The sequence below is a fragment of the Amycolatopsis halotolerans genome (assembly GCF_042647905.1).
Lineage (GTDB): Bacteria > Actinomycetota > Actinomycetes > Mycobacteriales > Pseudonocardiaceae > Amycolatopsis > Amycolatopsis halotolerans.
Genome location: NZ_JBHRWI010000014.1, coordinates 1 through 20976, shown reverse-complemented (window position 1 = coordinate 20976; position 20976 = coordinate 1). Strand labels below are relative to the sequence as shown.

Genomic DNA, 20976 nt, shown 5'->3' with positions numbered 1-20976 from the left:
CTGTCGGCGTGCGAGCCGATGGTATCGGATACGTTCCCGTATCCGCATTCCGGGCCGGATTCACCAGCACGCGGGCTTGCGGTCCGCCCATGGCCGGACGGTCTCCAGCTGCGCCGCGAGCGAGAGGATGCTCGCCTCGTCCCACAGCTTGCCCACCAGGGACATGCCGATCGGCAGCCCTGTCTCCGACCAGGAAACCGGCACGTTGAGCACTGGTTGACCGGTGACGTTGTAGAGCGCGGTCCAAGGGGCGAAGTCGGCTTGACCGGCGAAGTCGGCTTCGGGGTCGTCGTCGCGGGCAGCCCCGACCGGCCGTGGCGGCAACGCCACCGTGGGCACCAGCACGGCGTCGAACGCTTCGCCGGCGAGCATCAGCCGGCGGCCGAGCGCGCGCACGGAGTCGGCTGCGCGCAGATATGCGGTGGCGGGGATTTCCGCGCCCCGCGCACGCAACCACTGAGTGAACGGACGCAGCACCGCCTCCGCCTCGGGCGGCAACTGGACCGCGGCGGGAGCAGCTGACCACATTGTCATGAAGTCGTCCAACGAGGCCGCGATCGGCGGCGGGACCAGCTCCTCGACCTGGTGTCCAAGCGAAACGAGCAATTCTGTGGTCGCTTCGTAAGCGGCGCGCACAGACGGGTCGAGCGTGCCGTCGGCCGTGTCGGTCGCGCAGTAGCGGCCGATCCGCAGCGTTCCCGGCTCCCGCTCGGCGAACTCGAGAAACGTCCGGCCCGGCGGCAACGCAACGGCGCCGCCGGTGCCGTCCGCCATCGCGTCCAGCAGAGCCGCCGCGTCGCGCACGGTTCGCGCCAGGGGACCTTGGTGAACCAGATTGCCCGGGTCCAGCGACGCGGGCCCGTTGCTGATCCGGCCGCGGCTGGGCTTGATGCCGACCAAACCGCACACCGCGGCCGGAATGCGCACCGACCCGCCGCCGTCATTGCCGTGTGCGAACGGAATGAGCCCGCCTGCTACCGCCGCCGCCGCGCCCCCGCTGGAGCCGCCCGCGGACCGGCTGAGGTCCCAGGGCGTGCGCGCCGGCGGCCCGATCGCGGACTCGGTGTAGTTCGGCAATCCGAACTCGGGGACATTGGTTTTTCCGAGGCTGATCGTGCCGGCCGCGCGCAGGGACACCACCACGTCGTCGTCGAAGTCGGGCACCAGCTCCAGGCCGGCGACGCTGCCGAAGGTGGTGCGCACACCCTTGGTGTTGTTCAGGTCCTTGATCGCGATCGGGACGCCGTGCAGCGGCGGAATCGCCTCGCCTGCCATCACGCGCGCCTCGGCCTGCCTTGCCTCGCGGCGGGCTGATTCGGCAGTCACGGTAAGGAACGCGCCGAGGTCGTCGTTGAGCCGGTCGACGCGTTCGAGGCAGTGCTCGACGAGTTCGACCGGACTGATCGTCCGGGAGCGCACGGCGGCGGCTTGCTCCAGCGCGGTGAGGTCGTGTAGTTGGCCCATAACGGATCTCCGTTCCCGCGCGACCGCCTTGTCAACCGCCGCAACAGAATTCTGCGTCTCGGCCCGTTGACATCAGCGGGACCGTCCATGACGATACAGCACTGTACTCGATACACAGTTGTATACGAATGGACTCGGTGCCGGCGGGGGTCCGGGCAACCGGTTCCCCGGGCTCGCGACCGAACGGACGAAACCGCGTGAAGATCATCTATGTCGACGTCGATTCGCTCCGGCCAGACCACACCAGCTGTTACGGCTACCATCGGCGGACGACACCGAACCTCGACGCGATGGCGCGCCACAGCGTGCTGTTCGACCGCTACTACTGTTCGGATTCGCCGTGCGTCCCGTCGCGGACGGCGTTGACCAGCGGGCAGTTCGGCATCACGAACGGCGTCGTCGGGCACTTCGGGCAGGACTCCCGGTTCCGGCTCGACACCGGGCACGGCGACGAGTTCCAGCGGCCGCTGCTGGGCCAGCTGCTCGGCAAGCACGGCTACCTCACCGCCGCGGTTTCGTCGTTCGCGGAGCGGCACCGGGCGCACTATTTCCTCGGAAACTTCCGGGAGAGCTTCCGGGCCGGCCCCGAACTCGGCGACGAGCCCGCGGGCGAGATCACCGCGACGGCGCTCGACTGGATCGAGCGGCACCAGGACGTGGACGACTGGTATCTGCACCTGACCTACTGGGATCCGCACACGGACTACCAGCAGGAGAAGTCCTGGACCGAGGCGGCCGCCGCGCTCGGCCCGGTCGCGTCCTGGCCGGACCAGGCGACCATCGACGAGCACGCCGAAATCTACGGCCCCCGTTCGGCGCTCGACCTGCACTACTCGCAGATAGCCAGGGACTCGCCGGTCCCGCACAACATGCCCGATCAGATCCGGGACCGGTCGGACTTCGAGCTGCTGGTCAACGGCTACGACGGTGCGATCTCCTGCTGGGACTCGGAATTCGGCCGGCTGCGCGCCGGAATCGCGGCTCGGCTTGACCGGCGACATCGCCGTCATCGTCAGCGCGGACCACGGCGAATCGCTCGGCGAGCTCGGCCTGTATGCCGGGCACGGCCTGGCGAGCGAGCCAGTGCAGCGGCTTCCGCTGATCGTGTTCTGGCCCGGCATCACCGACGGGGACATCCACCGGCGGCGGAACGAGGCGCTGCTCTGCCACATCGACTACGCGCCGACGATCTGCGATCTGCTCGGTTTCGAGCTGCCTGCGAAGTGGCAGGGCGTCTCGTTCGCCGACGCGGTGCGCGGCAAGGAGATCGAGTCGAGGGACTACCTCGTGTGGGGACAAGGCGCGCACACCTACCAGCGGGCTGTGCGGACCCTGCTGCGCCTGGCCCAGTCGGTTCGCTGGACCGGGCCCCAGCGGTTCCGGGAAGTCCGATCACGGCGCGCGTTGTCGGCGAACTTGTCCGGGCGGCGTGGGCAGCCGCCGGTTGACATCGGCGCCGACCTCATCAACGATGCATAGTTGTATGCGATACGGACCTGTATCTGTTTCCGGCGGTCATTCGAAGCGTGACAACGAGTTTGCAGAAAGGCGGCCCGACATTGCCGGGTGAATGGAAACAAGAGCGGGAGGCGCTCGTCGGCGCGTGCCGCAGGATCGCCGACCGCGGGCTCGTCGTCGGCACCGCCGGAAACGTGTCGGTGCGCAGCGGCGATTTCGTCGCGGTGACCCCGACCGGCGCGCGGCTGGAAAACCTGACCGCCGCCGAGGTGTCCATTGTGGACATGGCGGGCGAGCTCGTCGACGGCGACCTCGCGCCGACCTCCGAACTCGGTCTGCATCTGGGCATTTACGCGGCCACCGGTGCGGGAGCGGTGGCGCACGCGCACGCGATGGCGTCCACCGCCGTCGCGTCCGCGAGGTCCGAGCTTCCGTGCGTGCACTACTCGGCGCTCGGCTTGGGCGGTTCCGTCCGGGTGGCGCCCTACGCCACGTACGGCTCGCCGGAACTGGCCGCGAACGTCTTGGCGGCGCTGGAAGGCCGGTCGGCGGCATTGATGCAGAACCACGGCTCGGTGGTCTACGGCGGCAGCCTCGCCGAAGCGGTCGAGCGGCTGGAACTGCTCGAATGGCTCGCCGAGCTGTACAGCCGCTGCCTGGCGATCGGGACCCCGCGCATCCTCGGCGAGGCCGAACTGCTCGATGTAGTGCGCACGGCCACCGAGTCCGGCTACGGGACCGTGCGCAAGGCGACACCCGCGGACCAGGCGGTGACCGGATGAGCATCGTCTCACTCGGCGCGCACATCGTCGATGTGCTCGCCCAGCACGTGGATGCTTGGCCGGACGGCCAGGACACCGCGGTGGTCGACCGCATCCGGATGACGCCCGCCGGTTCCGCGGCGGGCACGGCTGTCGGGCTCGCCGTGCTGGGCCGGGAGGTGCGGTCCCTCGGCGCGATCGGCACGGACGAACTCGGCGACTTCCTCCTCGCCTCGATGGCCGCGAAGGGCGTGGACGTCCGCGAGGTGGTCCGGCGAACCGATGTCCAGACCAGCGCGTCGATGCTGCCGATCAGATCGAACGGCGAGCGCGCCGCGGTGCATGTCGCCGGGGCGAACCTCACCTTCGGCGCCGGTGATGTCCCCGAGGGCGCGCTCGAGTCGGCTCGCGCCGTTCATGTCGGCGGTCCGGATGTGTGCCTCGGGCTGCCGCAGGAGGACTTCGCCCAGCGGCTGCGCCGGGTCCGCGCCACCGGGACGCTGGTCACCATGGACCTGCTCTCCGGCGTGCCGGACTTGCTCCGGGCCGCGACGGTGCTGCTGCCCTGCGTGGACTACCTGTTGCCGAACGAGGAGCAGATCCTCCGGATGACGGGAAGAACCGACGTGCTCGAAGCGGCGCGGGATCTGCTCGCCTTGGGCGCCAACGGAGTGGTGGTCACGCTCGGGGCCGCCGGAAGTCTCGTCGTGACAGCCGAGGAAGCCGTCCGGATCCTGGCCATCGACGTGCCGGTCGTCGACACGACCGGATGCGGCGACGCCTACTGCGCCGCCTTCCTCATCGGGCTCCTCGACGGATCCGATCCCGTCGGCGCCGCTCGCCTCGGCACCGCCGCCGCGGCGACGGTGGCCGGCGGACTCGGTTCGAACGCCGCGCTCACCGATCTCGATTCCCTGCGTGCCCTGACTGAACGGATTCCTCATGACCAGTAACGACGCGCGGTTGCGCGAGCGTGCCGCCGCGGTGGTTCCCGGCGGCATGTACGGCCACCTCAACACGGCGATCTTCACCCCGGGGTTCCCGCAGTTCTTCGAACGCGGCGACGGCTGCCGTCAGTTCGATGTGGACGGACGGGAGTACCTCGACTTCATGTGCAGCTGGGGCCCTGTCGTGCTCGGTCACCGGCACCCGCGCGTCGAAGAAGCGGTGGCGGCCCAGCAATCCAGGGGAGACTGCCTCAACGGGCCCGGCCCGATCATGGTGGAACTGGCCGAATTGCTGGTCGACACGGTGCCCTCAGCCGACTGGGCGCTGTTCGCCAAGAACGGGACCGACGCGACCACGCAGGCGCTGATGGTCGCGCGCGCGGCGACCGGCCGCGCGACCGTGCTGAAGGCGAAGGGGGCCTACCACGGCGCGGACCCTTGGTGCACCCCGATTCCGACCGGCACGACCGAGGCCAACCGGGCGGACCTGATCGACTTCGCCTACAACGACCTGGCGAGCGCCGAGGCGGCCGCCGACGCCGCTGCCGGAGACGTCGCCGCCATTATCGTGACCCCCTTCAAGCACGACTCGTTCGCTGACCAGGAGCTGGCGGAGGGCGTTTTCTCCCGCGGCCTCCGCGCCCTCGCCGACCGCGTCGGCGCGGTGCTGATCCTCGACGACGTCCGCGCGGGCTTCCGGCTGGACCTGCGCGGCAGCTGGGAAACGTTCGGCGTGCGCCCGGACCTGACCGCATGGAGCAAGGCGATCGCCAACGGCTACCCGCTGGCCGCGCTGACCGGCACGGACGCCCTCCGCGAGGCCGCCGCGTCGCTGTACACCACCGGCTCGTTCTGGTTCTCCGCGACGCCGATGGCCGCCGCCAAAGCGACCATCGAAACCTTGCGGGACGAGGACGGCCCGGCCCGGATGGCGCGCGCCGGAACCCTGCTGCGGGACGGCTTGCGCGAACAAGCGGACCGGCACGGCCTCGCGATCAGGCAAACCGGGCCGGTGCAGATCCCGTGGCTGGCTTTCGCCGAAGACACCTCGCTCGAACGGGCCGCGTGTTGGACGGCTGCCTGTCTCGAACTGGGGGTGTATGTGCATCCCTGGCACAACTGGTTCCTCTCGACCGCGCACGGCGACGAGGACATTGCTGCCGCGCTGGAGCGGACCGACATCGCGTTCGCCAGGACTGCGGCGCGATTCGGCGCGGCGTAGGGAGCGCGGCGGCTCAGCCGGAACGGCACGCCGGGGCGAGGCGGCTTCGCTCCGGATGCCGCCGGTCTTCGGCGCCGTCTGAGGAATTGGCCCGGTGGGCCGGAACGGTTTCGGCTCACCGGGCCCGCTCCCGGTCTGGGACGGCATTCGGCGAGCGGCTGCCCGGTCGGTCAGCCGCGTGGGTAAACGGGGCTCAATGCGGCATGGAGATAACTCCAGTCGGAGGTGGCGACCGTGGCGTGCGCCCGCGCGAGGCGGGCCACCCGTTCGCGGGCCTCGGTCGTGTCCGGGTGGTGGCTGTCGATCGACGGTTTGGGTTCATGCGCTTTGGTCATGATGAGCAGGTAATGGTTGGTGTCGTACCACGAGGTGTCGATGGAACCGTTGACGTAATCGACAGCGAATCCGTCGAAAACGACGAACCACGGACGCAATCCGGGATCGGTGTAGCGGCGCCGGGGGTCGCCGGGTTGGGCATCGAGCACGACGGGAAAGATTTGCGCCTGGTCGATCCGGCCGGTCTCGCGCAGCGTCCGCAGATAGCTGGCGTATTCGACGTCGCTCTTGACCGGGTCCAGCGGATTGAGGCGTTCGTTCACGCCGGGAATGAGTTCGACGACGATTTTGCCGCGCAGCGCCGAACGCACCGGCCACGCGTTGGCACGGGCCGCCTCGTCGAGTGTCCGGTGCCCGGCCAGCAGTTCGGCAGGCCGGTAGATCCGGTCGCCGAGGTGCAGGCGCAGCATGGCGTCGAGTCCGGCGGGGCCTTGGCCGCGGCCGGCGGCGAAGCCCGACTTGTTCTCGATTTTGAGGTGCAGCGGCCCGTAGTTCGGGTGTGCGTCCAGCCAGAGCTTGATGTCGTCGAGGCAGTGCGCGAAATCCTGGTTCCGGGTGCCGTGGTAGAGCCCGTCGGGCGTGTCCGCCGCGACGCAGTTGTTCGCGTTGCCGATCGGGCTGAGATGGTTGACCCACCAGCCGTTGCCGAACGGCTTGGCCCAGATGTCCAGCTCGATCAGCGTGGTCCCGGAGTCCAGCGATTCGGCGAGGTATCTGTACGTTCCGGTTGCGTAGGTGTTGTGCACTCCGGCGGTCGTGGCCTCGGAGAGCTTCAGGTCCCGTTCTCCGGCACCCGCGAACGGGGCCGGGGCGAGCAGCGAAGCGAGCATTCCGGCGGCGATTGCCGCCGCGGTCCGGCGAAGTCGCACGTTTCTCCTCATGTCGGCGATATTCCGGCAGGTCGCCACCGCACCCGCTGCCGAGAAACCTCCGCGGATGTCGCCCGCATACGACCGGGCCAGCGAAACGTGAAAAACATACTTGGTTCGCGTCCGGAACGGAATGAACGAACGAGGACCCGTGAATGAATTCGCCGATCGGACCAGTGCTGGCTCCCGATGACGTCCGTGAAGGGCCCCTTGAGGGAATCTGATTCCCTCAAGGGGCCCTTCACGGACGGCCAGTCCTGCTCCCGCCCGCCCGCGCGCTGGCCGTGGCAAGAGCCGCGCCGACCCCGTCGGGCCGAGCAGGCAGGGTGTCAGCCGTACCTCGGCTCGCCGTAAGTTCCTGGCATTGGAATCTGATTCCCGCAAAGGGGCCCTCGCGGACGGCAACCCCGCGCCCGCCAACCGTGCCGGCAAGCCTTGAGTTTCTGACATTGGGAATCAGAGTCCCGCAGGGTTCCCCTCGCGGACCTCCGGGCGGCTACCGGCGCTTGGCGCCCCGTCCGGTCTTCCGGGACACGGCGGTGAACAGCACCGGGAGATAGGCGCGTTCGAGCGCCCCCTGCGGCAATTCGTCCGGCTCGATGAGGCTCTGCATCAGTCCGCCTTCGCGCAGCGCGATCAGCAGCCGGGTGAATTCGTCCAAGTCGACGACCGGGCGGCGGCCCATGCGGTCGAATGCCTGGCCGAGCACCTCGACGATCTCGGCGCGCACCCGCGCGTCGTGTTCGGCCATCACAGCCGCGGCCTCGGGGTTGCGGATGGCGTAGAGGGTGAACTCGGTGCTGACGAGGTGCCAGGTTCGCTGGTCGGGATCGGCCGAGACGACGAATTCCGCGAGCTGTTCCGGCGTGAGGTCGGCTTCGTCGAGTTCGGCGAGCTGGGTGCGCAACCGGTCGAGAAGCCGGGCGGAGTGGTCGGCGAACAACGCGTGCAGGAGTTCGTTCTTGCTGGCGAAGTTGGAGTAGTACGCACCGGGGGTGTAGCCGGCGCGATGACAGATCTCCTCGATGGTGGCGCCGCCGAATCCCAAGTCGGCGAAGGCTGACGTGGCCGCCGCGATCAGCCGCGCGCGCGTTTCCGCGCGTCGCCTGGTCGGCTCTTTGGCCATGTCTCCTCCCTCCGCCGGTCGAGGCTGATCGGGAATCCTATCCGACGGGCGGCGCGGCCCGATCGACCGAGCCGTGCCCCGATGGTTCACTCGTCCTTGACTTCCGAGTAACAACCGCTCAGGATGGGTCCACCAACTCGATAGGAATACCTATCGAAACGAGGCAGTGCCGCCTCGGGACTCCCGAGACGGACGCCTCCCCAGGACCGGTCGCTCCACTGGTCCCGGTGTGGCCGGAGGCCGCTGGACCGCGGGAATTCGCTTCCCCCGCAAGCAATGCTGCCTCTCGCCGACGCGTGCACCGGTCCAGCCGGACCGGCCCGATCCGTTCCTCCGACACGGCGTACACCTGAAGGAGTCCATCGCGATGAGTGCCTACCCGTCCGAGCCCCGTCGACGACGACGGCCCGCCCGCCCAGCCGGAAGGCTTCCGGGCGCGGTGGCCGCACGCAGGCTCCCGCGTCGCCTGCTCGCCGCCGTCGCGGTGCTGCTCGGCTTGAGCGGCCTCGCGGTCCCGGCCGCCGCGGCGACGCGCGGATCGATCGCGGACGAGTATGTGGCGCTGGGCGATTCGTTCGCCGCGGGTCCGCTGATCTTCCCGCAGGAGAACTTCGTCCCCTGCTTCCGGTCCGCGGTGAACTATCCGCACCTGGTGGCGAAAGCGCTGGGAGCCAAGATCTTCCGCGATGTCACCTGCAGCGGTGCGACCACCGCGCACATCCTGACCACCCGGCAGGCCGGGCTCCCGATTCAGCTCGACGCCGTGTCCGCGCGGACCTCGCTGGTCACCCTCACGATCGGCGCGAACGACATCGGGCTCGCCGGGCTGGGGCTGAGCTGCTTCAACGCTCTTCCCGAGCCGGCTGGTGTGTCCTGTAAGGACACTCAGACCGCGGGCGGAGCCGACCGCGGCGCGCAGAAGGTCGATTCGGCCGCTCCGCTGATCGCCGCCGCTCTCGACGCGATCCACGCCAAAGCCCCGCGGGCGAGGATTCTCGTCACCAGCTACACCGACTACATCCAGCCTGACGGCTGCTACCCGATCCAGCCGGTCTGGGCGCGGGACGCCAGCTACATCCAGGGCCTGGTCGACCGGCTGGCACGAGTGACCGAACGCGTCGCCGGCAGCCACCACGCGGAGTTCGTCGACCTGATCACGCCCGCCGAGGGCCACGACGGCTGCCAGCTCACGCAGAACTGGGCCAACGTCGTCGTCCCCGGCACCACGCTCGGCCTGGTTCCGCTGCACCCCACCGCACTCGGCGAACGGAACTTCGCCCGCCTCGTGGTCGCCGGTCTGGCCGGAGCACGCTCCTGACCCCCGCACACGACGCGGGGCGGAATTCCGTTGTCCGGAAACGGCGAACCGCCCCGCGGGCGAGCGATGCGAGCCGGATCCGAGCGCGCCGGGAAGAAGGTAGGACCAGGATGCACGCAGATCTGCGGGCGTGGCGCGAACGCGGCCGCACCCTCACCGTCGGGCCGCACCGGGTCTTCGTGGCCGAACTGGGCTCCGGCACCGCCGCTCCGCTGGTGGTGATCCACGGATTTCCCGGCTCCTCGCACGATTTCGCCGACGTGGCGGTGCGCGTCGCGGGCGAACGACCGGTGCTTCTGCTCGACCTGCTCGGCTTCGGGTTCTCCGACAAGCCCCGCACCGCGCGGTATTCCCTTTTCGAGCAAGCCGATCTGGTGGAGGCCGTGCTGGGCTCGCTCGGGATCACCCGCTGTGCCCTGCTCGCGCACGACATGGGGGACACGGTCGTCGCGGAACTGCTGCACCGCCACAACAACGCAGTTCTCGGGTTCACTCCCGAACGCGTGGACCTGACCAACGGATCGATCTTCATCGACCTCGCGCAGCTGACGGCGGGCCAGCGCGGCTTGCTCCGGCTGCCCGCCGCCGCGCTGCCGTTCCCGCTGCCGGGCTGGGTGCTCCGGCGTGCGCTCGCGCGCAGTTTCGCGAAGGAAGCGCCCGCGCCGCCGGGAGCCATCCCGGCGCTGGTCGCGCTGATCCAGCACAACGGAGGTGCGCATCTGGTGCCGCGGCAGAACCGGTACCTCCTCGAACGGAGACAGCACCAGGCCCGCTGGACCGCCGGGCTCGTCGACTTCCCCGGGCCGCTGACGTTGCTCTGGGGCGTGCACGACCCCATCGCCACCCCCGCGATGCCGGAACGCTTGCAGCGGTTGCGCCCGGAAACCGAGGTCGTCCTGCTGGACGACCTCGGACACTGGCCGTCACTGGAAGCGCCCGAGCGGCTCGCCGCTCTCGTCGCAGACTTCACCTGACGACGGAATCCGTTTCCGTACAACACCGTTCACGGGCTCGGCCCATTCTCGACCGGGAGAACGCAATGACGCGTATCCACGACCTCCGCCGCAGCAGCGCTGTGTGCACAGCTGTATCGACGAGACGATCGGCGTCTCCGGCGCGCCCAACGCCGCCCGGAGTCGTCCCCGGACGGGCGTCGGCTGCCACCTCCGCCGTCCGTTCCGGCGAAGGAGCCCGGCGTACCTGAGCCCGTCTCCCGGCAGCTCCGAACGGCACCGAAGCGCCCGCGGGCTCGACCCGCCGGCGTCAGCCGCGACACCCCCGCCCGCACCGCACCGGGCCCCGCGGAGGTCTGCCTGCCGTCCAGTACTTCCACCGCCGCGCCACTGGGGCGATCGCGCGGAAACCGGAAGATTCGAGCGACAACGGATTGGATTTCTCGTGAAGAAACGAACACTCGGACGTTCCGCGGCGACCCTGCTGGCTGCCCTGACCGTGGTCGCGTCTCCCGCGGCAGCGTCCGCCAGCACGCCGGGCGGGCAGCCCGGCCGATTCGACGAGTACGTCGCATTGGGCGATTCCTACACGTCGGGCCCGCTGATTCCGTGGCTGCGGCTGGATTCGCTCGCCTGCTTCCGCTCGACCGGGAACTACCCGTCGCGGCTCGCGGCGAAAATCCGGCCGCACCGGTTCGTCGACGCGAGCTGCGGCGGCGCGGACACCCAGGACATGACCGGTGCGCAAGCGCCGGGCACCCCGCCGCAGCTCAACGCGCTGAGCGAACGGACCGATCTGGTCACCATGGGCATCGGCGGCAACGACTTCAACAGTTTCGGCGAGCTGACCAGCACCTGCGCGGCACTGCGGAACCAGAACCCGACCGGATCGCCGTGCCGGGACCGTTTCGAGGCCGACGGCGGCACGGAACTCGCGCGCCGGATGACCGCCGTCGCGGACCGGATCACCGCTGTCGTCGGCGAAATCCGGGCACGGTCGCCGCACGCGAAGGTGGTCCTCGTCGGTTACCCGCGCATCATCCCGCCCCAAGGGTACTGCCCGGACATCATTCCGTTCGCCGACGGCGACTACGCCTTCTACGACGAATGGGAACAAAAACTGAACGGCGCCGTTTCCCAAGCCGCGCACCGAACTCACGCGGACTTCGTCGATACCTATACGCCGTCGCTGGGCCATGACGCCTGCGCCACTGGCGGCGCCGCGTGGATCAACGGCATGCGGTTCAGCCTCGTCGCCGCGCCGATGCACCCCTTCGGCTCAGCGATGGCCGGCGAAGCGGCGCTCATCGCCGATCGGCTCGCCGGGAAGCGCACGTCTCCCGGCACGCTCGACCGGATCACCAGCGAGACGACGACGCGAGAGCAGGCCGCCATGTCGAACGCGACGCCTGATGAACTCGCACATCAGCGTGCCGGCGCGGACCGGTACGCGCACCCGGCGCGCTGACCGTCCACAAAGGACGCCACCGCCACCGAAACACCCGAGTTACACCCATATGACCGGTCACCGAAGTCCGTGAGGGCCACCCTGAGGGAATCAGATTCCCTCAGGGTGGCCCTCACGGACGACAACCCGCGCTCCCGCTGCCCGCTGCGGCTGTCTGGGCCTTCGGCCTGGGCAGCCGCGCCTCAGCCGGACGCGTGGCGCCGCCTTATGTCCTGGCATTCCCGCAGGGTGGCCCTCACGGACCTGAGGAAGCGCGGCAACCGGTCGGCGCGGTTCAGCCGGTGACCGGCACTCCCGCCCGTTTGACCGGGCGCACGAGCGGGGCGGTTTCCAGCCGCCCGATCGCGGGCAGCGCGGCCACCGGCCCGGTCAGGTAGTCGTGCAGGGCTCGGGGGCTGGTGGTCAGCACGACGGCGTACAGATTGGTCGGACCGGTGGTGGACCCGACGAAGGTGACCTCGTCGTGGGCGGCCAGCGCCGTGCCGACCTCGACGAGCGCGGACGGCGACACCGACAGCCAGAGAATCGCGACCGTGCCGCGGCCGATCAGGGCATCGTCGAAATCGACCCGGAAGTACAGGGCGCCGGAGCGGCGCAGCTCGGCGAGCCTGCGCTGCACCGCGGACTGGGGGAGCCCGACAGTGCGGGCGAGATCCCGGTAGGTGGTCCGGCCGTCGCGGGTCAGCTCCGCGACGAGCGCACGGTCGCCGCTGCTCAGCGCCACGGTCCCGGCGAGTTCCGGGGGCGGCGGCCGCAGCGCCCGCACCTGCTCTCCGGTGAGCGGGCCGACCTTGTTCAGGATGGTGACCCCGCCGCCGTAAAAGGTGTGCAGCAGCCAGTGTGCGCTGACCCCGGTCACCCGCCGGGCGCGCGGCAGGTCGCGCAGCAGCGCGGAGTCGCCGCCCGCGGCGGAACGGGTGGTGCACACGATTTCAGTGGCGCCGGAGGTGAGTTGCACCCAGCGAGTCTCGGGGTGCCGGGACACTGCCGCCGCGACGCCGGCCGCGGCCTCCGGCGCGCACTGGATCCGCAGCAGCCATTCCTCCTCGCCGACCGTCTCGGAGTCGGTGAGGCCCACGACGCGGACCGCCCCGGTCGCGCGGAGCCGGGCATAGCGGCGGGCGACGGTCTGATCGGAGACGCCGAGAATGTCGCCGATCCGGCTGAACGACGCGCGGCCGTCGATCTGGAGCGCGTGGAGAATTTTCAGACTGAGAAGGTCAAGTGAGTCGGAAAGCACGCAATTATCGTGCTTGCTGTCGGATAGTTACGCAAGATGCGGTGTGAGTGTCGGGTTGCGGTCGCGTCGGCGGATCGTGTGGTCATGACCTGGAATTCGCGGCTGCCGTTCCTGACCAGCCTTGCTCACCGAGGAGAACGTCATCGTGCCCACTGAACGCGCGCTGCTGATCCGCAACGCCACCATCCTGTCCATGGATCCGGAGATCGGCGACTTAGAACGGGCCGACCTGCTCGTCGACGGCGAGCGGATCGCCGCTGTCGGCGCCGGACTGCGCCCCGCGGGGCCGGTGACCGAGATCGACGCGACCGGGCGGATCGCCATCCCCGGACTGGTCGACAGTCACCGGCACATGTGGCAGGCGGTGCTGCGCGGCAGCGCCCCGCACCACACGCTGGCGGACTACTTCAGGCACGTCCTGGGCGGGCTCGGCCAGCAGGTCACTCCCGACGACGTGTATCTCGGCAACCTGCTGAGCGCGTACGGGGCGATGGCCGCCGGAGTCACCACTGTCCAGGACATTTCCAACGTGCAGAACACCCCGGACCACACGGAGGCCGCGGTCGCCGCCTTGCGGGAATCCGGGCTGCGCGCCGTCTTCGCCTACGGCAACGGCATGCCCGACGGCTTCGCCAGCGACAGCCGGCTGCCCGCCCGCGTCCGCGAAGTGCGCGCGCGGCTGCTGCCCGACGACAGCGCCCGGGTCACCATGGCGCTGGCCTTCGAGAGCGGCACGGACGAGGACGAGCGCTGGAACTGGGGCCTGGCCCGGGAACTGGATGTCTCCGCGGCCCGGCACGTGGTCGCGCGCGGACCGGACGACCGGCCGGTGAGCCGGCTCGCGGACCTCGGTGTCCTGGCCCCGGGAACCACCTTCATCCACGGCACCGGGCTGCCGGCCGGCGAGCTGCGGACGATCGCCGACCACGGCGGTTTCCTCTCGATCGCGCCTTCGGTCGAACTGGCGATGGGGCACGGATATCCGCCGTTCGCCCCGGCGGTCGAGGCAGGTCTGCGCCCCAGTCTCAGCGTGGATGTGGAGGTCGCCGCGGCGGCGGACTTGTTCGGCCCGATGCGCGCGGCCTACCAGTCGGCCAGGTACGCCGGAGCCTCCTGCACCGTCCGCGACATCCTGGAATTCGCCACCGTCGCCGGCGCCCGGACGCTCGGGATGGCCGACCGGATCGGCTCGCTCACACCGGGCAAACAAGCCGACCTCGTCCTGCTGCGTGCCGACGACCCCGGCACGGCGCCGGTCTACGACCCCTACGCCGCCGTTGTGCTCGGCATGGACACCGGGCACGTCGACACCGTGCTGATCGCGGGCACACCGGTGAAACAGGACGGCAGGCTTCACGCGGAGGCCGGCCCGGTCGTCCGCCGGGCGCAAGCCGTGCGCGACCGCATCGTCAAGGCCGGGCAGCACGTCCCGGTCCGCGCGCAGTGACATCGCGACGCCGATCGCGTCACCCGAAATCACCCGGCGAGCGTCGCGCGTCGGTGCGACGGTCAGGAAAACGAAAAGCTCATCGCCAACCGCCCGAAAATCGAACCGAAGGACGACCATGACCTCCAACCCTGCCTCGGCATCCGTCAGCCCAGCCGATCCGCACCCGCGGAAAACCGTCGACGCCGGCGGCGTGCGCATGAGCTACGTCGACACCGGATCGGGGGATCGGCCCGTCGTGTTCCTGCACGGTAATCCGACCTCGTCCTACCTGTGGCGCAACGTCATCGCGGCTCTCGCGCCCGGTCGCCGGTACCTGGCTCCGGACCTGGCCGGAATGGGCGCCTCCGGTCCTTCCCCGGACGGCTCCTACCGGTTCGGTGACCACGCCCGCTACCTGGGCGCGTGGTTCGACGCCGTGCTGCCGCACCAGGACGTCACCCTCGTCTTGCACGACTGGGGCGCCGCGCTCGGCCTCGACTGGGCTCGCCGCCACCCCGCCCGGGTGAACGGCCTCGCCTACCTGGAAGGAGTCATCCAAGGACGCCGGTGGGCGGACTTTCCCCCGGGCGGCGACACCATGTTCCGCGCGGTTCGCAGCGCGCAGGGCGAGGAAATCGTCCTGGACAACAATCTTTTCGTGGAGAAGATGCTGCCGATGGGGACCGTGCGGGAACTCGGCGAGCAGGAGATGGCCGCCTACCGGGCGCCGTTCGCCACCCGCGAGTCGCGAGTGCCGACCCTGGCCTGGGCCCGGGAAATGCCGTTCGACGGCGAGCCGCCCGAGGTGGCCGCGATCGTCGCGGCGAACGGGGAGTGGGCCTCCCACAGCCAGGTCCCGAAACTGCTGATCTCGGGCGACCCCGGCGCCGTCCTGACCGGCCCCGCCCTCGACTACGCGCGGACCTGGCCCAACCAGCGGGAGGTCACTGTCAAGGGGGCGCACTTCCTGCCGGAAGACTCTCCGGCGGAGATCGGCCAGGAGCTGGAACAATTCTTGGCCGGGCTTGAGGCAGACGTCCAAAGTCCGTGAGGGGAAGGCGGATTCAGGTGGTGGTTGCAACGCCTGGTGTTTGTTGGTGTGAGAGTCGCGTGTCGAGGGTTTCGGCTGGGGTGTGCCAGTCGAGGGTTTGGCAGGGTCGTCCGTTGAGTTCGGCGGCGACGCGGGCGAGGTCGTCGGGGGTGTGGACCGACAGGTCGGTGCCTTCGGGGAAGTACTGGCGGAGCAGGCCGTTGGTGTTCTCGTTGCTGCCGCGCTGCCAGGGGCTGCGGGGGTCGCAGAAGTAGATCTGCAGCCCGGTGGCGAGGGCGATGTGCTTGTGGCAGGCCATTTCGGTGCGTCGGCCCCAGGTCAGCGACCGGACGAGCAGCGGCGGGAGGGTCTGGATCGTCTCGGTCATCGCCGCGGCGACCGCGGCGGCGTCCCGGCCGCGGGGCAGGTGCAGCAGCACGAACCGGGTCTGGCGTTCGACCAGGGTGCCAATCGCGGACTTGTTGTCTTTGCCCAGGATCAGGTCGCCTGCCCGGGGACCGCGCGGTCGTCGGCCTCGGCGGGGCGTTCGCTGATGTTGGCCATGTCCGGGATCCGGGCCCCGGCCCCGGGCCGTTTCTGCCGTGCTTGGGCGCGGGCGCGCGGGACCCGCAGCGCCCGCCCGGTCCGCAGCGCCGCGGACAGTTCCCGGCGCAGCGCGCCCCGGCCCTGCACGTACAGCGCTTGGTAGATCGTCTCGTGCGACACCCGCATCTCCGGCCGGTCGGGGAAGTCCAGGACCAGTCTCGCCGAGATCTGCCGCGGCGACCACCTCCGCCCCAGCCCTGCCGCCCAACGGCACTCAGGAATGCATTCCCGCGCGGGCTCGGACGCTGTCTGCGGCATCACGCGCCGAACCGGTAGCGCAACACTGTCGTGCCGCGGCGTGACCACGCTGTGCTCAGTGCTGCGAGCCGCGTCGCGAGCCGGACGGGCAATGGGTAGCCGGCGACTTCGGGCGCGCGGGAGAGCAGGATCTCCTCGACGAGGGTGAGGTCGGGGTTCCATCGTTCCGGTTCGCGGGGGTCGTCGAAACCGGGGTTTGCGACGGCTTCGGCGATGGAGTTCGTGCCCTTGTAGTGCTTGAGCGCCCAGACATGGAATCGCGTGTAGCCGTTGAAGGCGATCTCGCCGGCAGGGAAATGCGCGGTGAGCCCGCGCAGTACGGCCGTCAGGTCCGGCTGGGGGAGGAATGCCACCAGCCCGTCGGCGACGATGACCGCGGGCCGGCCGCTTGGCAGCTCGTCGATCCAGTGGCGGTCGGCCACGTCGGCGGCGATGAGGTGGGCGTTGGCCGGCCGCGGCAGCACAGTGCGGCGGGCGGCGATGACCGCGGGCAGATCGACGTCGTACCAGTCCACAGTGGCCGGTGGGTCGACGCGGATCATCCTGCTGTCCAGGCCGGCTCCGAGGTCGACTACGACCGCGTCCGGGTGGCGGGTGACGAAGTCGCGCACCACGCCGTCCAGTTTCTTGGCACGCAGGGCTATGTCGCGCATGCCGGTCTTCGCGTGCGGGTAGTCTGCGGTCTTCGTTCCGGTCCGCTCGACGATCTCCGCCGCGGTGGTGTCGCTGAGGATCGAGCGTTCCTGCCTGCTGTCGAGTGCCCTGCCGCACAAAGTCAGGTACAGGCTGGCCTCGGCAGGGGTGAACGCCGGTAGCGCGGTCGCCATCGGGGCACCTCCGTTTCAATATCAGTGAACTTGAAAGTACACCCGATGATGCTGATGAACTGGGACGACTCTGGTAAGTTGCAATGACTGTGGAGAATGCAAGGGGGGGTGTTGTGGTGCCAGGAAGCCGGCTGACCCACGAGGACCGGCGGCAGATCGCCGCTTGGCTCGCCGACGGTCTGCCCTGCTCGGAGATGGCCAGGCGGCTCGGCCGTCCGACCTCGACGATCACCCGGGAGATCGACCGGAACGGCGGTCCGGAGAGCTACCGCGCCGACGAGGCCTCCGCCGCGACCCGGCAGCGCGCCGGCCGCCTCGGGAAGCCGCCTCTGAGACCTGCCGCGGTACGCGGCTTCGAGGCGCGGTTCACCGCGATGATGGTGCGTACCGGTTTGCCGAGGATGCCCGCGCGGGTGCTCGCATGCCTGCTCACGAGCGACGACGCGCGTCTGCCCGCCGCCGATCTGGTCCGGCTGCTCGGGGTGAGCCCGGCGTCGGTGTCCAAATCGGTCGCCTACCTCGCGGACCTGCGGCTGATCCGCCGCGAGCGCGACTCTTCCGACCGCCGGGAGTACTACGCGGTCGATGATGACGCCTGGCACGAAGCCTGCCGCCGCCAGGCCGAGGTGTGCCGCCTGTGGGCCGAGGCGGCGATGGAGGGGGCTGACGTGCTGAACGGTTCCGCGGCGGCGCCGCGACTGTCCGCCATGAGCCGGTACTTCGATCATGTCGGCAACGACCTCGCGGATGCCGCCGAACGCTGGCGCGGCGTTTTCGGCGATCTCCCGCAGACGGGCTTGCCGTCCGGAGCCGGGTGAACGGGCGCTGGATCGGTCGGGGCGGGACGGGCTCGCTCGACGAATCAGGTTCTCCGAACGGTGTCTGCGGTTTCGCGGGTCTGTGCTCAGGCCGACGCCGCTGAGATCGGTGTCGGCGAGGTGGGCATCGGCGAGGTGGGCTTGGCCGAGCTTCGCTCCGGCGAATCGGGCACGCTGCTCACGTCATTGCCGTGGATCCGCCGGGTGCGGTCAGGACCAGCGTGCTCGAGGCCGCTGCTGACGAGTACTGTTCGGTGCGCGGTATCGTTCTCGATTCTCTCGGAAACCTGTGTGACGACCGGCTTGATTTCCTGGTGCCGGTATCCCTGGAACAGGCCGACGAGGATGTCGCCGTTGATGGTGGACGGAGTCGCGTTGAGCGCACAGCCGACCGCTGGAGTGCACGGCACTCCTGGTTGGGATTTCGTTGTGCGCGAATGTCGGTGCGGCTCCGTCGTCGAGTGTGGTGGCGGCGGGCACTCCGTCGGCGGAGTGCCCGCCTGTCCACGGCAGCGGAGGTGGCCACGCTGGCGTGGACGATCCCGGTGGATCCCCCGGTACGCCGGAAACATGATTCTCGCTGGCCTGGTGCGCTCCCGGCACGTGATGTTTTCAGCGGGAAGAAACGTGAAGAAGACCGTCGCTTTCCCGGAGCCAGGAAGCAGGTTCCGGCGGACGTTCGTTCCGCCGGGACGTCGTGGGGAATCTAGGCCAGCGTGCGGATGCGGCCGCCGTCGACGTCCCAGCGTTGCGTGGCGTCGTTCATCGCGTCGTCCTCTGCCGCCGCGTCGTTGTCGGTCTTGCCGTGGGCGGCTAGCAGTGTCTCGACGGTGTCGAGGTTGCCTCGGTGTGCCGCGGTCGCCAGGATGCGATGCGCGTCGGCCGGTTCTGTCTCCGGCGGTACGACCAGCAGAGCCAGCCGGTGCAGTCCCCGCCCTCCGGTGACGGTCACCGTGTCGGCGTGGTGCGCGCGGAATCCTTCGAGCCGGATCGGTGAACCGTCGACGGTGAGGCGGCGCTGAGCCGGAGTCCAGGCGGCGAGGTGGTAGGCGACTCGTTCGATCCGGTCCAGCCGCGCGGCCAGCATCGCGAGCAGTGCCGGCAGTTCGACGGCGAGTTCCCGGGTGTACGGCCACCATGCGCCGTCGACGTATCCCGTCGCGGGTCCGGCCGGCTTCAGGCGCAGGCGCGGTACGCGCCAGGACGGTGCGGCGGCCTTCATGGCCGAGAGGGTGCTGGCGGTGGTGCGGAGGCTCGGCGTCATGGTGGCGTTCCCGTCCCCGGTCGCTGCCACCGGCCGGCATGGGGGCCGAGGACGACGCAGGCCTGACCGCCCACGCGCGAAATGCTCTCGGACACCCTCAACACTACACCTCTCGCCTGGCCGGTCGCGAAAACCGTTGACGGCTGAGAAAATCTCTTTCGAGATGTCGGGAATCGGGACGAGACAGGGAAACCGTTCGCATTGACGCCCGCGGCGCCGATGCGGGGAAGCGAATTCCGGGGCCCTCAGCGTCGCCTGCGCCACGCTTTGCGATGGGCGGCAACCCCGGAGAGGTGCAGGGCGACGCACAAAAGGCCTGCGGTGGTGAGGGTGGCGGTCGTGACGAAGCGCCCCAGGCTGACGTCGACCAGTTCGAGAAGCAACGCGAGCGCGAAGAGCACCGCGGCGACGATGGCGAGCATGGCGTCCTCGCTTCCGGAAGGCAGCGGCGAGCGGACGTGCCGCGCCGCTCGGGGGCCGAATAGCATTCGCAGCGTAGCGGGGCCGCCGATCCGGCGGTACCGCGGAACGGGGTCACGTGCCGATGCGGAGCGGGCGGCATTCGGTCCTGCGACGTATCGCGCGACTGAATATCCACAGTGGACAGTTCGGTTGGGGCAGCGGGCGGCTTCCGAGGGGAGACGGGTCGGTGGCGGGAATGCCGAACGAGAGGATTCGGTCTCATCACTCTGGACCTCGGCGACATCTTCGGTGCTGGCACGTGGCGGTTCGCCTGTCGGTTCCGTTGTCGTGCTGCCGCCCTGATCCCACTGCTCCTCGAACCGGCCGAGGCTGCTCCGCGTCATCTCCGCTTGGTTCCGCGATCCGGTGCTTGCTGTTGGGCGAGCGTTCTCGGTCTCCCGGCGGACGAGCCTGAAACAAGCGATCGGCGGAATCGTTCTGTTCCTGGGAACCGCGGCGATCGGGGCCGTTCGGCGCAAGGCGCTGCACCAGTGAAGGTGCGCGGACGGCCGGTCAGGGCGTCGTGGTGATCATGAACGTGTAGTGCCCGTTGATGTCCTTTCGGACGTCGAGTGTTTTGTCGGCGAGCCGGACGCGGGTCTCGCGGGCGAGGAACACCTGGGTGTCGCCGGTCGCGATGATGTCCTCCCCGGTCGCGGGGTAGGCGGCGACGTCCACGGCGAATGCGGCGCCGTCCTCGGGAAGGCCGTCGAGCGTGAGGCGCAGGCCGCCTTCGGCGTGGACGTTCTGGGATGCGGTGAGCTGGTTGATCGCTTCGGTGGCTGCTCCGGTCAAGGTGAACATCGGTGGTTCGCTTTCTGTGTGCTGTGGTCAGTGCTGTCCTCGCCGCACCTTTGTGCTGGGTGGATCGGCGGCAGGCGGTGCGCACTGGGCGCGGGGAGCGTCCGAAGGCCGATCGGTCCAGAATTCCAGGGCAGCGCTCGTGTCGCGGCGCGGCCAGCGAAACCGATGCGGCTGACGGTGAAGTCGGTCGTCGTGAGGGCTGGGTCCGGGCTCTCGGGCGCTGCCTGCACGATTCTATCGTGCCGCCAGGGGTGCGTCGGCGTTCCTGGTGCGATTTCTGCCGTGCCTGTTGTCGCGGACCGCTCCGATGCGGAAG

General features: G+C 69.7%; 18 protein-coding genes and 3 pseudogenes. 12 read left to right on the top strand and 9 right to left on the bottom strand.

The features are described from left to right. Positions 1-60: 60 nt before the first annotated feature. On the bottom strand, positions 61-1464 hold the full coding sequence (locus ACFORO_RS10005) for an amidase (RefSeq protein WP_377868409.1): 1404 nt from the start codon (positions 1462-1464) through the stop codon (positions 61-63). Positions 1465-1592: 128 nt separating this feature from the next. Between ACFORO_RS10005 and ACFORO_RS10000 the strand changes: the two are divergent. The 5 genes and pseudogenes from ACFORO_RS10000 to ACFORO_RS09980 all read left to right on the top strand — a co-directional run. Continuing rightward, a pseudogene (locus ACFORO_RS10000) lies at positions 1593-2378 on the top strand (sulfatase-like hydrolase/transferase); the annotation flags it as partial. Positions 2379-2391: 13 nt separating this feature from the next. Beyond that, a complete protein-coding gene (locus ACFORO_RS09995; RefSeq protein WP_377868408.1) occupies positions 2392-2943 on the top strand; it encodes a sulfatase/phosphatase domain-containing protein in 552 nt (183 codons plus the stop codon). 47 nt (positions 2944-2990) lie between these two features. After that, positions 2991-3704, top strand: a complete 714-nt coding sequence (locus ACFORO_RS09990) for a class II aldolase/adducin family protein (protein ID WP_377868407.1) — start codon at positions 2991-2993, stop codon at positions 3702-3704. Next, positions 3701-4636 carry a carbohydrate kinase family protein gene (locus ACFORO_RS09985; protein WP_377868406.1) on the top strand — a complete coding sequence of 312 codons (936 nt, stop codon included), beginning with the start codon at positions 3701-3703 and terminating at the stop codon, positions 4634-4636. The genes ACFORO_RS09990 and ACFORO_RS09985 overlap by 4 nt, the downstream gene beginning before the upstream one ends. Then, entirely contained in the window at positions 4626-5852 is a 1227-nt protein-coding gene (locus ACFORO_RS09980) for an aminotransferase class III-fold pyridoxal phosphate-dependent enzyme (RefSeq protein WP_377896526.1), read from the top strand. Before ACFORO_RS09985 ends, ACFORO_RS09980 begins: the two co-directional genes overlap by 11 nt. 170 nt (positions 5853-6022) lie before the next feature. On the opposite strand, the gene ACFORO_RS09975 is transcribed toward ACFORO_RS09980, so the two are convergent. Together ACFORO_RS09975 and ACFORO_RS09970 are read right to left on the bottom strand one after the other, a co-directional pair. Continuing rightward, positions 6023-7057, bottom strand: coding sequence for a phosphatidylinositol-specific phospholipase C domain-containing protein (locus ACFORO_RS09975; protein ID WP_377868404.1), 1035 nt, complete (start codon positions 7055-7057; stop codon positions 6023-6025). A gap of 496 nt (positions 7058-7553) precedes the next feature. After that, positions 7554-8183: a TetR/AcrR family transcriptional regulator gene (locus tag ACFORO_RS09970; protein ID WP_377868403.1), complete on the bottom strand. Its 630-nt coding sequence runs from the start codon at positions 8181-8183 to the stop codon at positions 7554-7556. A gap of 367 nt (positions 8184-8550) precedes the next feature. On the opposite strand from ACFORO_RS09970, the gene ACFORO_RS09965 reads away from it, so the two are divergent. The 3 genes from ACFORO_RS09965 (at position 8551) to ACFORO_RS09955 (ending at position 11922) form a co-directional block, all read left to right on the top strand. After that, positions 8551-9501, top strand: coding sequence for an SGNH/GDSL hydrolase family protein (locus tag ACFORO_RS09965; RefSeq protein ID WP_377868401.1), 951 nt, complete (start codon positions 8551-8553; stop codon positions 9499-9501). Between the two features lie 110 nt (positions 9502-9611). Further along, positions 9612-10475: an alpha/beta fold hydrolase gene (locus ACFORO_RS09960; protein WP_377868400.1), complete on the top strand. Its 864-nt coding sequence runs from the start codon at positions 9612-9614 to the stop codon at positions 10473-10475. Positions 10476-10899: 424 nt separating this feature from the next. Then, positions 10900-11922, top strand: coding sequence for an SGNH/GDSL hydrolase family protein (locus tag ACFORO_RS09955; RefSeq protein ID WP_377868399.1), 1023 nt, complete (start codon positions 10900-10902; stop codon positions 11920-11922). Positions 11923-12196: 274 nt separating this feature from the next. Here the strand turns inward: ACFORO_RS09955 and ACFORO_RS09950 are convergent, their stop codons facing one another. Beyond that, positions 12197-13162 carry an Lrp/AsnC family transcriptional regulator gene (locus ACFORO_RS09950; RefSeq protein ID WP_377868398.1) on the bottom strand — a complete coding sequence of 322 codons (966 nt, stop codon included), beginning with the start codon at positions 13160-13162 and terminating at the stop codon, positions 12197-12199. A 145-nt stretch (positions 13163-13307) separates the two neighbouring features. Between ACFORO_RS09950 and ACFORO_RS09945 the strand changes: the two genes are divergently transcribed. After that, positions 13308-14609: an amidohydrolase family protein gene (locus ACFORO_RS09945; RefSeq protein ID WP_377868397.1), complete on the top strand. Its 1302-nt coding sequence runs from the start codon at positions 13308-13310 to the stop codon at positions 14607-14609. A 118-nt stretch (positions 14610-14727) separates the two neighbouring features. After that, positions 14728-15642 (top strand): haloalkane dehalogenase, encoded by a 915-nt coding sequence (locus ACFORO_RS09940; protein ID WP_377868396.1) that lies wholly within the window; start codon positions 14728-14730, stop codon positions 15640-15642. Positions 15643-15655: 13 nt separating this feature from the next. Here the strand turns inward: ACFORO_RS09940 and ACFORO_RS09935 are convergent. Continuing rightward, a pseudogene (locus tag ACFORO_RS09935) lies at positions 15656-16431 on the bottom strand (IS30 family transposase); the annotation flags it as partial. Positions 16432-16484: 53 nt separating this feature from the next. Beyond that, positions 16485-17312 (bottom strand): class I SAM-dependent methyltransferase, encoded by an 828-nt coding sequence (locus ACFORO_RS09930; RefSeq protein WP_377868395.1) that lies wholly within the window; start codon positions 17310-17312, stop codon positions 16485-16487. 83 nt (positions 17313-17395) lie between these two features. On the opposite strand from ACFORO_RS09930, the pseudogene ACFORO_RS09925 reads away from it, so the two are divergent. Both ACFORO_RS09925 and ACFORO_RS09920 read left to right on the top strand, forming a co-directional pair. Continuing rightward, positions 17396-17626: pseudogene (locus tag ACFORO_RS09925) on the top strand (helix-turn-helix domain-containing protein); the annotation flags it as partial. 60 nt (positions 17627-17686) lie between these two features. Continuing rightward, a complete protein-coding gene (locus ACFORO_RS09920; protein WP_377868466.1) occupies positions 17687-18130 on the top strand; it encodes a GbsR/MarR family transcriptional regulator in 444 nt (147 codons plus the stop codon). A gap of 706 nt (positions 18131-18836) precedes the next feature. Here the strand turns inward: ACFORO_RS09920 and ACFORO_RS09915 are convergent. From ACFORO_RS09915 to ACFORO_RS09905, 3 genes are all read right to left on the bottom strand, one after another. Next, positions 18837-19394, bottom strand: coding sequence for a DUF5994 family protein (locus tag ACFORO_RS09915; RefSeq protein WP_377868394.1), 558 nt, complete (start codon positions 19392-19394; stop codon positions 18837-18839). A gap of 245 nt (positions 19395-19639) precedes the next feature. After that, the gene (locus tag ACFORO_RS09910) at positions 19640-19816 is read right to left on the bottom strand and encodes a hypothetical protein (RefSeq protein WP_377868393.1); all 177 of its coding nucleotides are present in this window, start codon (positions 19814-19816) and stop codon (positions 19640-19642) included. A 553-nt stretch (positions 19817-20369) separates the two neighbouring features. Next, positions 20370-20660 (bottom strand): hypothetical protein, encoded by a 291-nt coding sequence (locus ACFORO_RS09905; protein WP_377868392.1) that lies wholly within the window; start codon positions 20658-20660, stop codon positions 20370-20372. Positions 20661-20976 lie beyond the last annotated feature (316 nt).

Excerpts from the sequence above, each read along its gene's own strand:
- ACFORO_RS10005 (WP_377868409.1), bottom strand. The coding sequence starts at position 1,464 with ATGGGCCAACTACACGACCTCACCGCGCTGGAGCAAGCCGCCGCCGTG.
- ACFORO_RS09985 (WP_377868406.1), top strand. The coding sequence starts at position 3,701 with ATGAGCATCGTCTCACTCGGCGCGCACATCGTCGATGTGCTCGCCCAG.
- ACFORO_RS09980 (WP_377896526.1), top strand. The coding sequence starts at position 4,626 with ATGACCAGTAACGACGCGCGGTTGCGCGAGCGTGCCGCCGCGGTGGTT.
- ACFORO_RS09970 (WP_377868403.1), bottom strand. The coding sequence starts at position 8,183 with ATGGCCAAAGAGCCGACCAGGCGACGCGCGGAAACGCGCGCGCGGCTG.
- ACFORO_RS09965 (WP_377868401.1), top strand. The coding sequence starts at position 8,551 with ATGAGTGCCTACCCGTCCGAGCCCCGTCGACGACGACGGCCCGCCCGC.
- ACFORO_RS09960 (WP_377868400.1), top strand. The coding sequence starts at position 9,612 with ATGCACGCAGATCTGCGGGCGTGGCGCGAACGCGGCCGCACCCTCACC.
- ACFORO_RS09940 (WP_377868396.1), top strand. The coding sequence starts at position 14,728 with ATGACCTCCAACCCTGCCTCGGCATCCGTCAGCCCAGCCGATCCGCAC.
- ACFORO_RS09930 (WP_377868395.1), bottom strand. The coding sequence starts at position 17,312 with ATGGCGACCGCGCTACCGGCGTTCACCCCTGCCGAGGCCAGCCTGTAC.
- ACFORO_RS09920 (WP_377868466.1), top strand. The coding sequence starts at position 17,687 with ATGATGGTGCGTACCGGTTTGCCGAGGATGCCCGCGCGGGTGCTCGCA.
- ACFORO_RS09915 (WP_377868394.1), bottom strand. The coding sequence starts at position 19,394 with ATGACGCCGAGCCTCCGCACCACCGCCAGCACCCTCTCGGCCATGAAG.
- ACFORO_RS09910 (WP_377868393.1), bottom strand. The coding sequence starts at position 19,816 with ATGCTCGCCATCGTCGCCGCGGTGCTCTTCGCGCTCGCGTTGCTTCTC.
- ACFORO_RS09905 (WP_377868392.1), bottom strand. The coding sequence starts at position 20,660 with ATGTTCACCTTGACCGGAGCAGCCACCGAAGCGATCAACCAGCTCACC.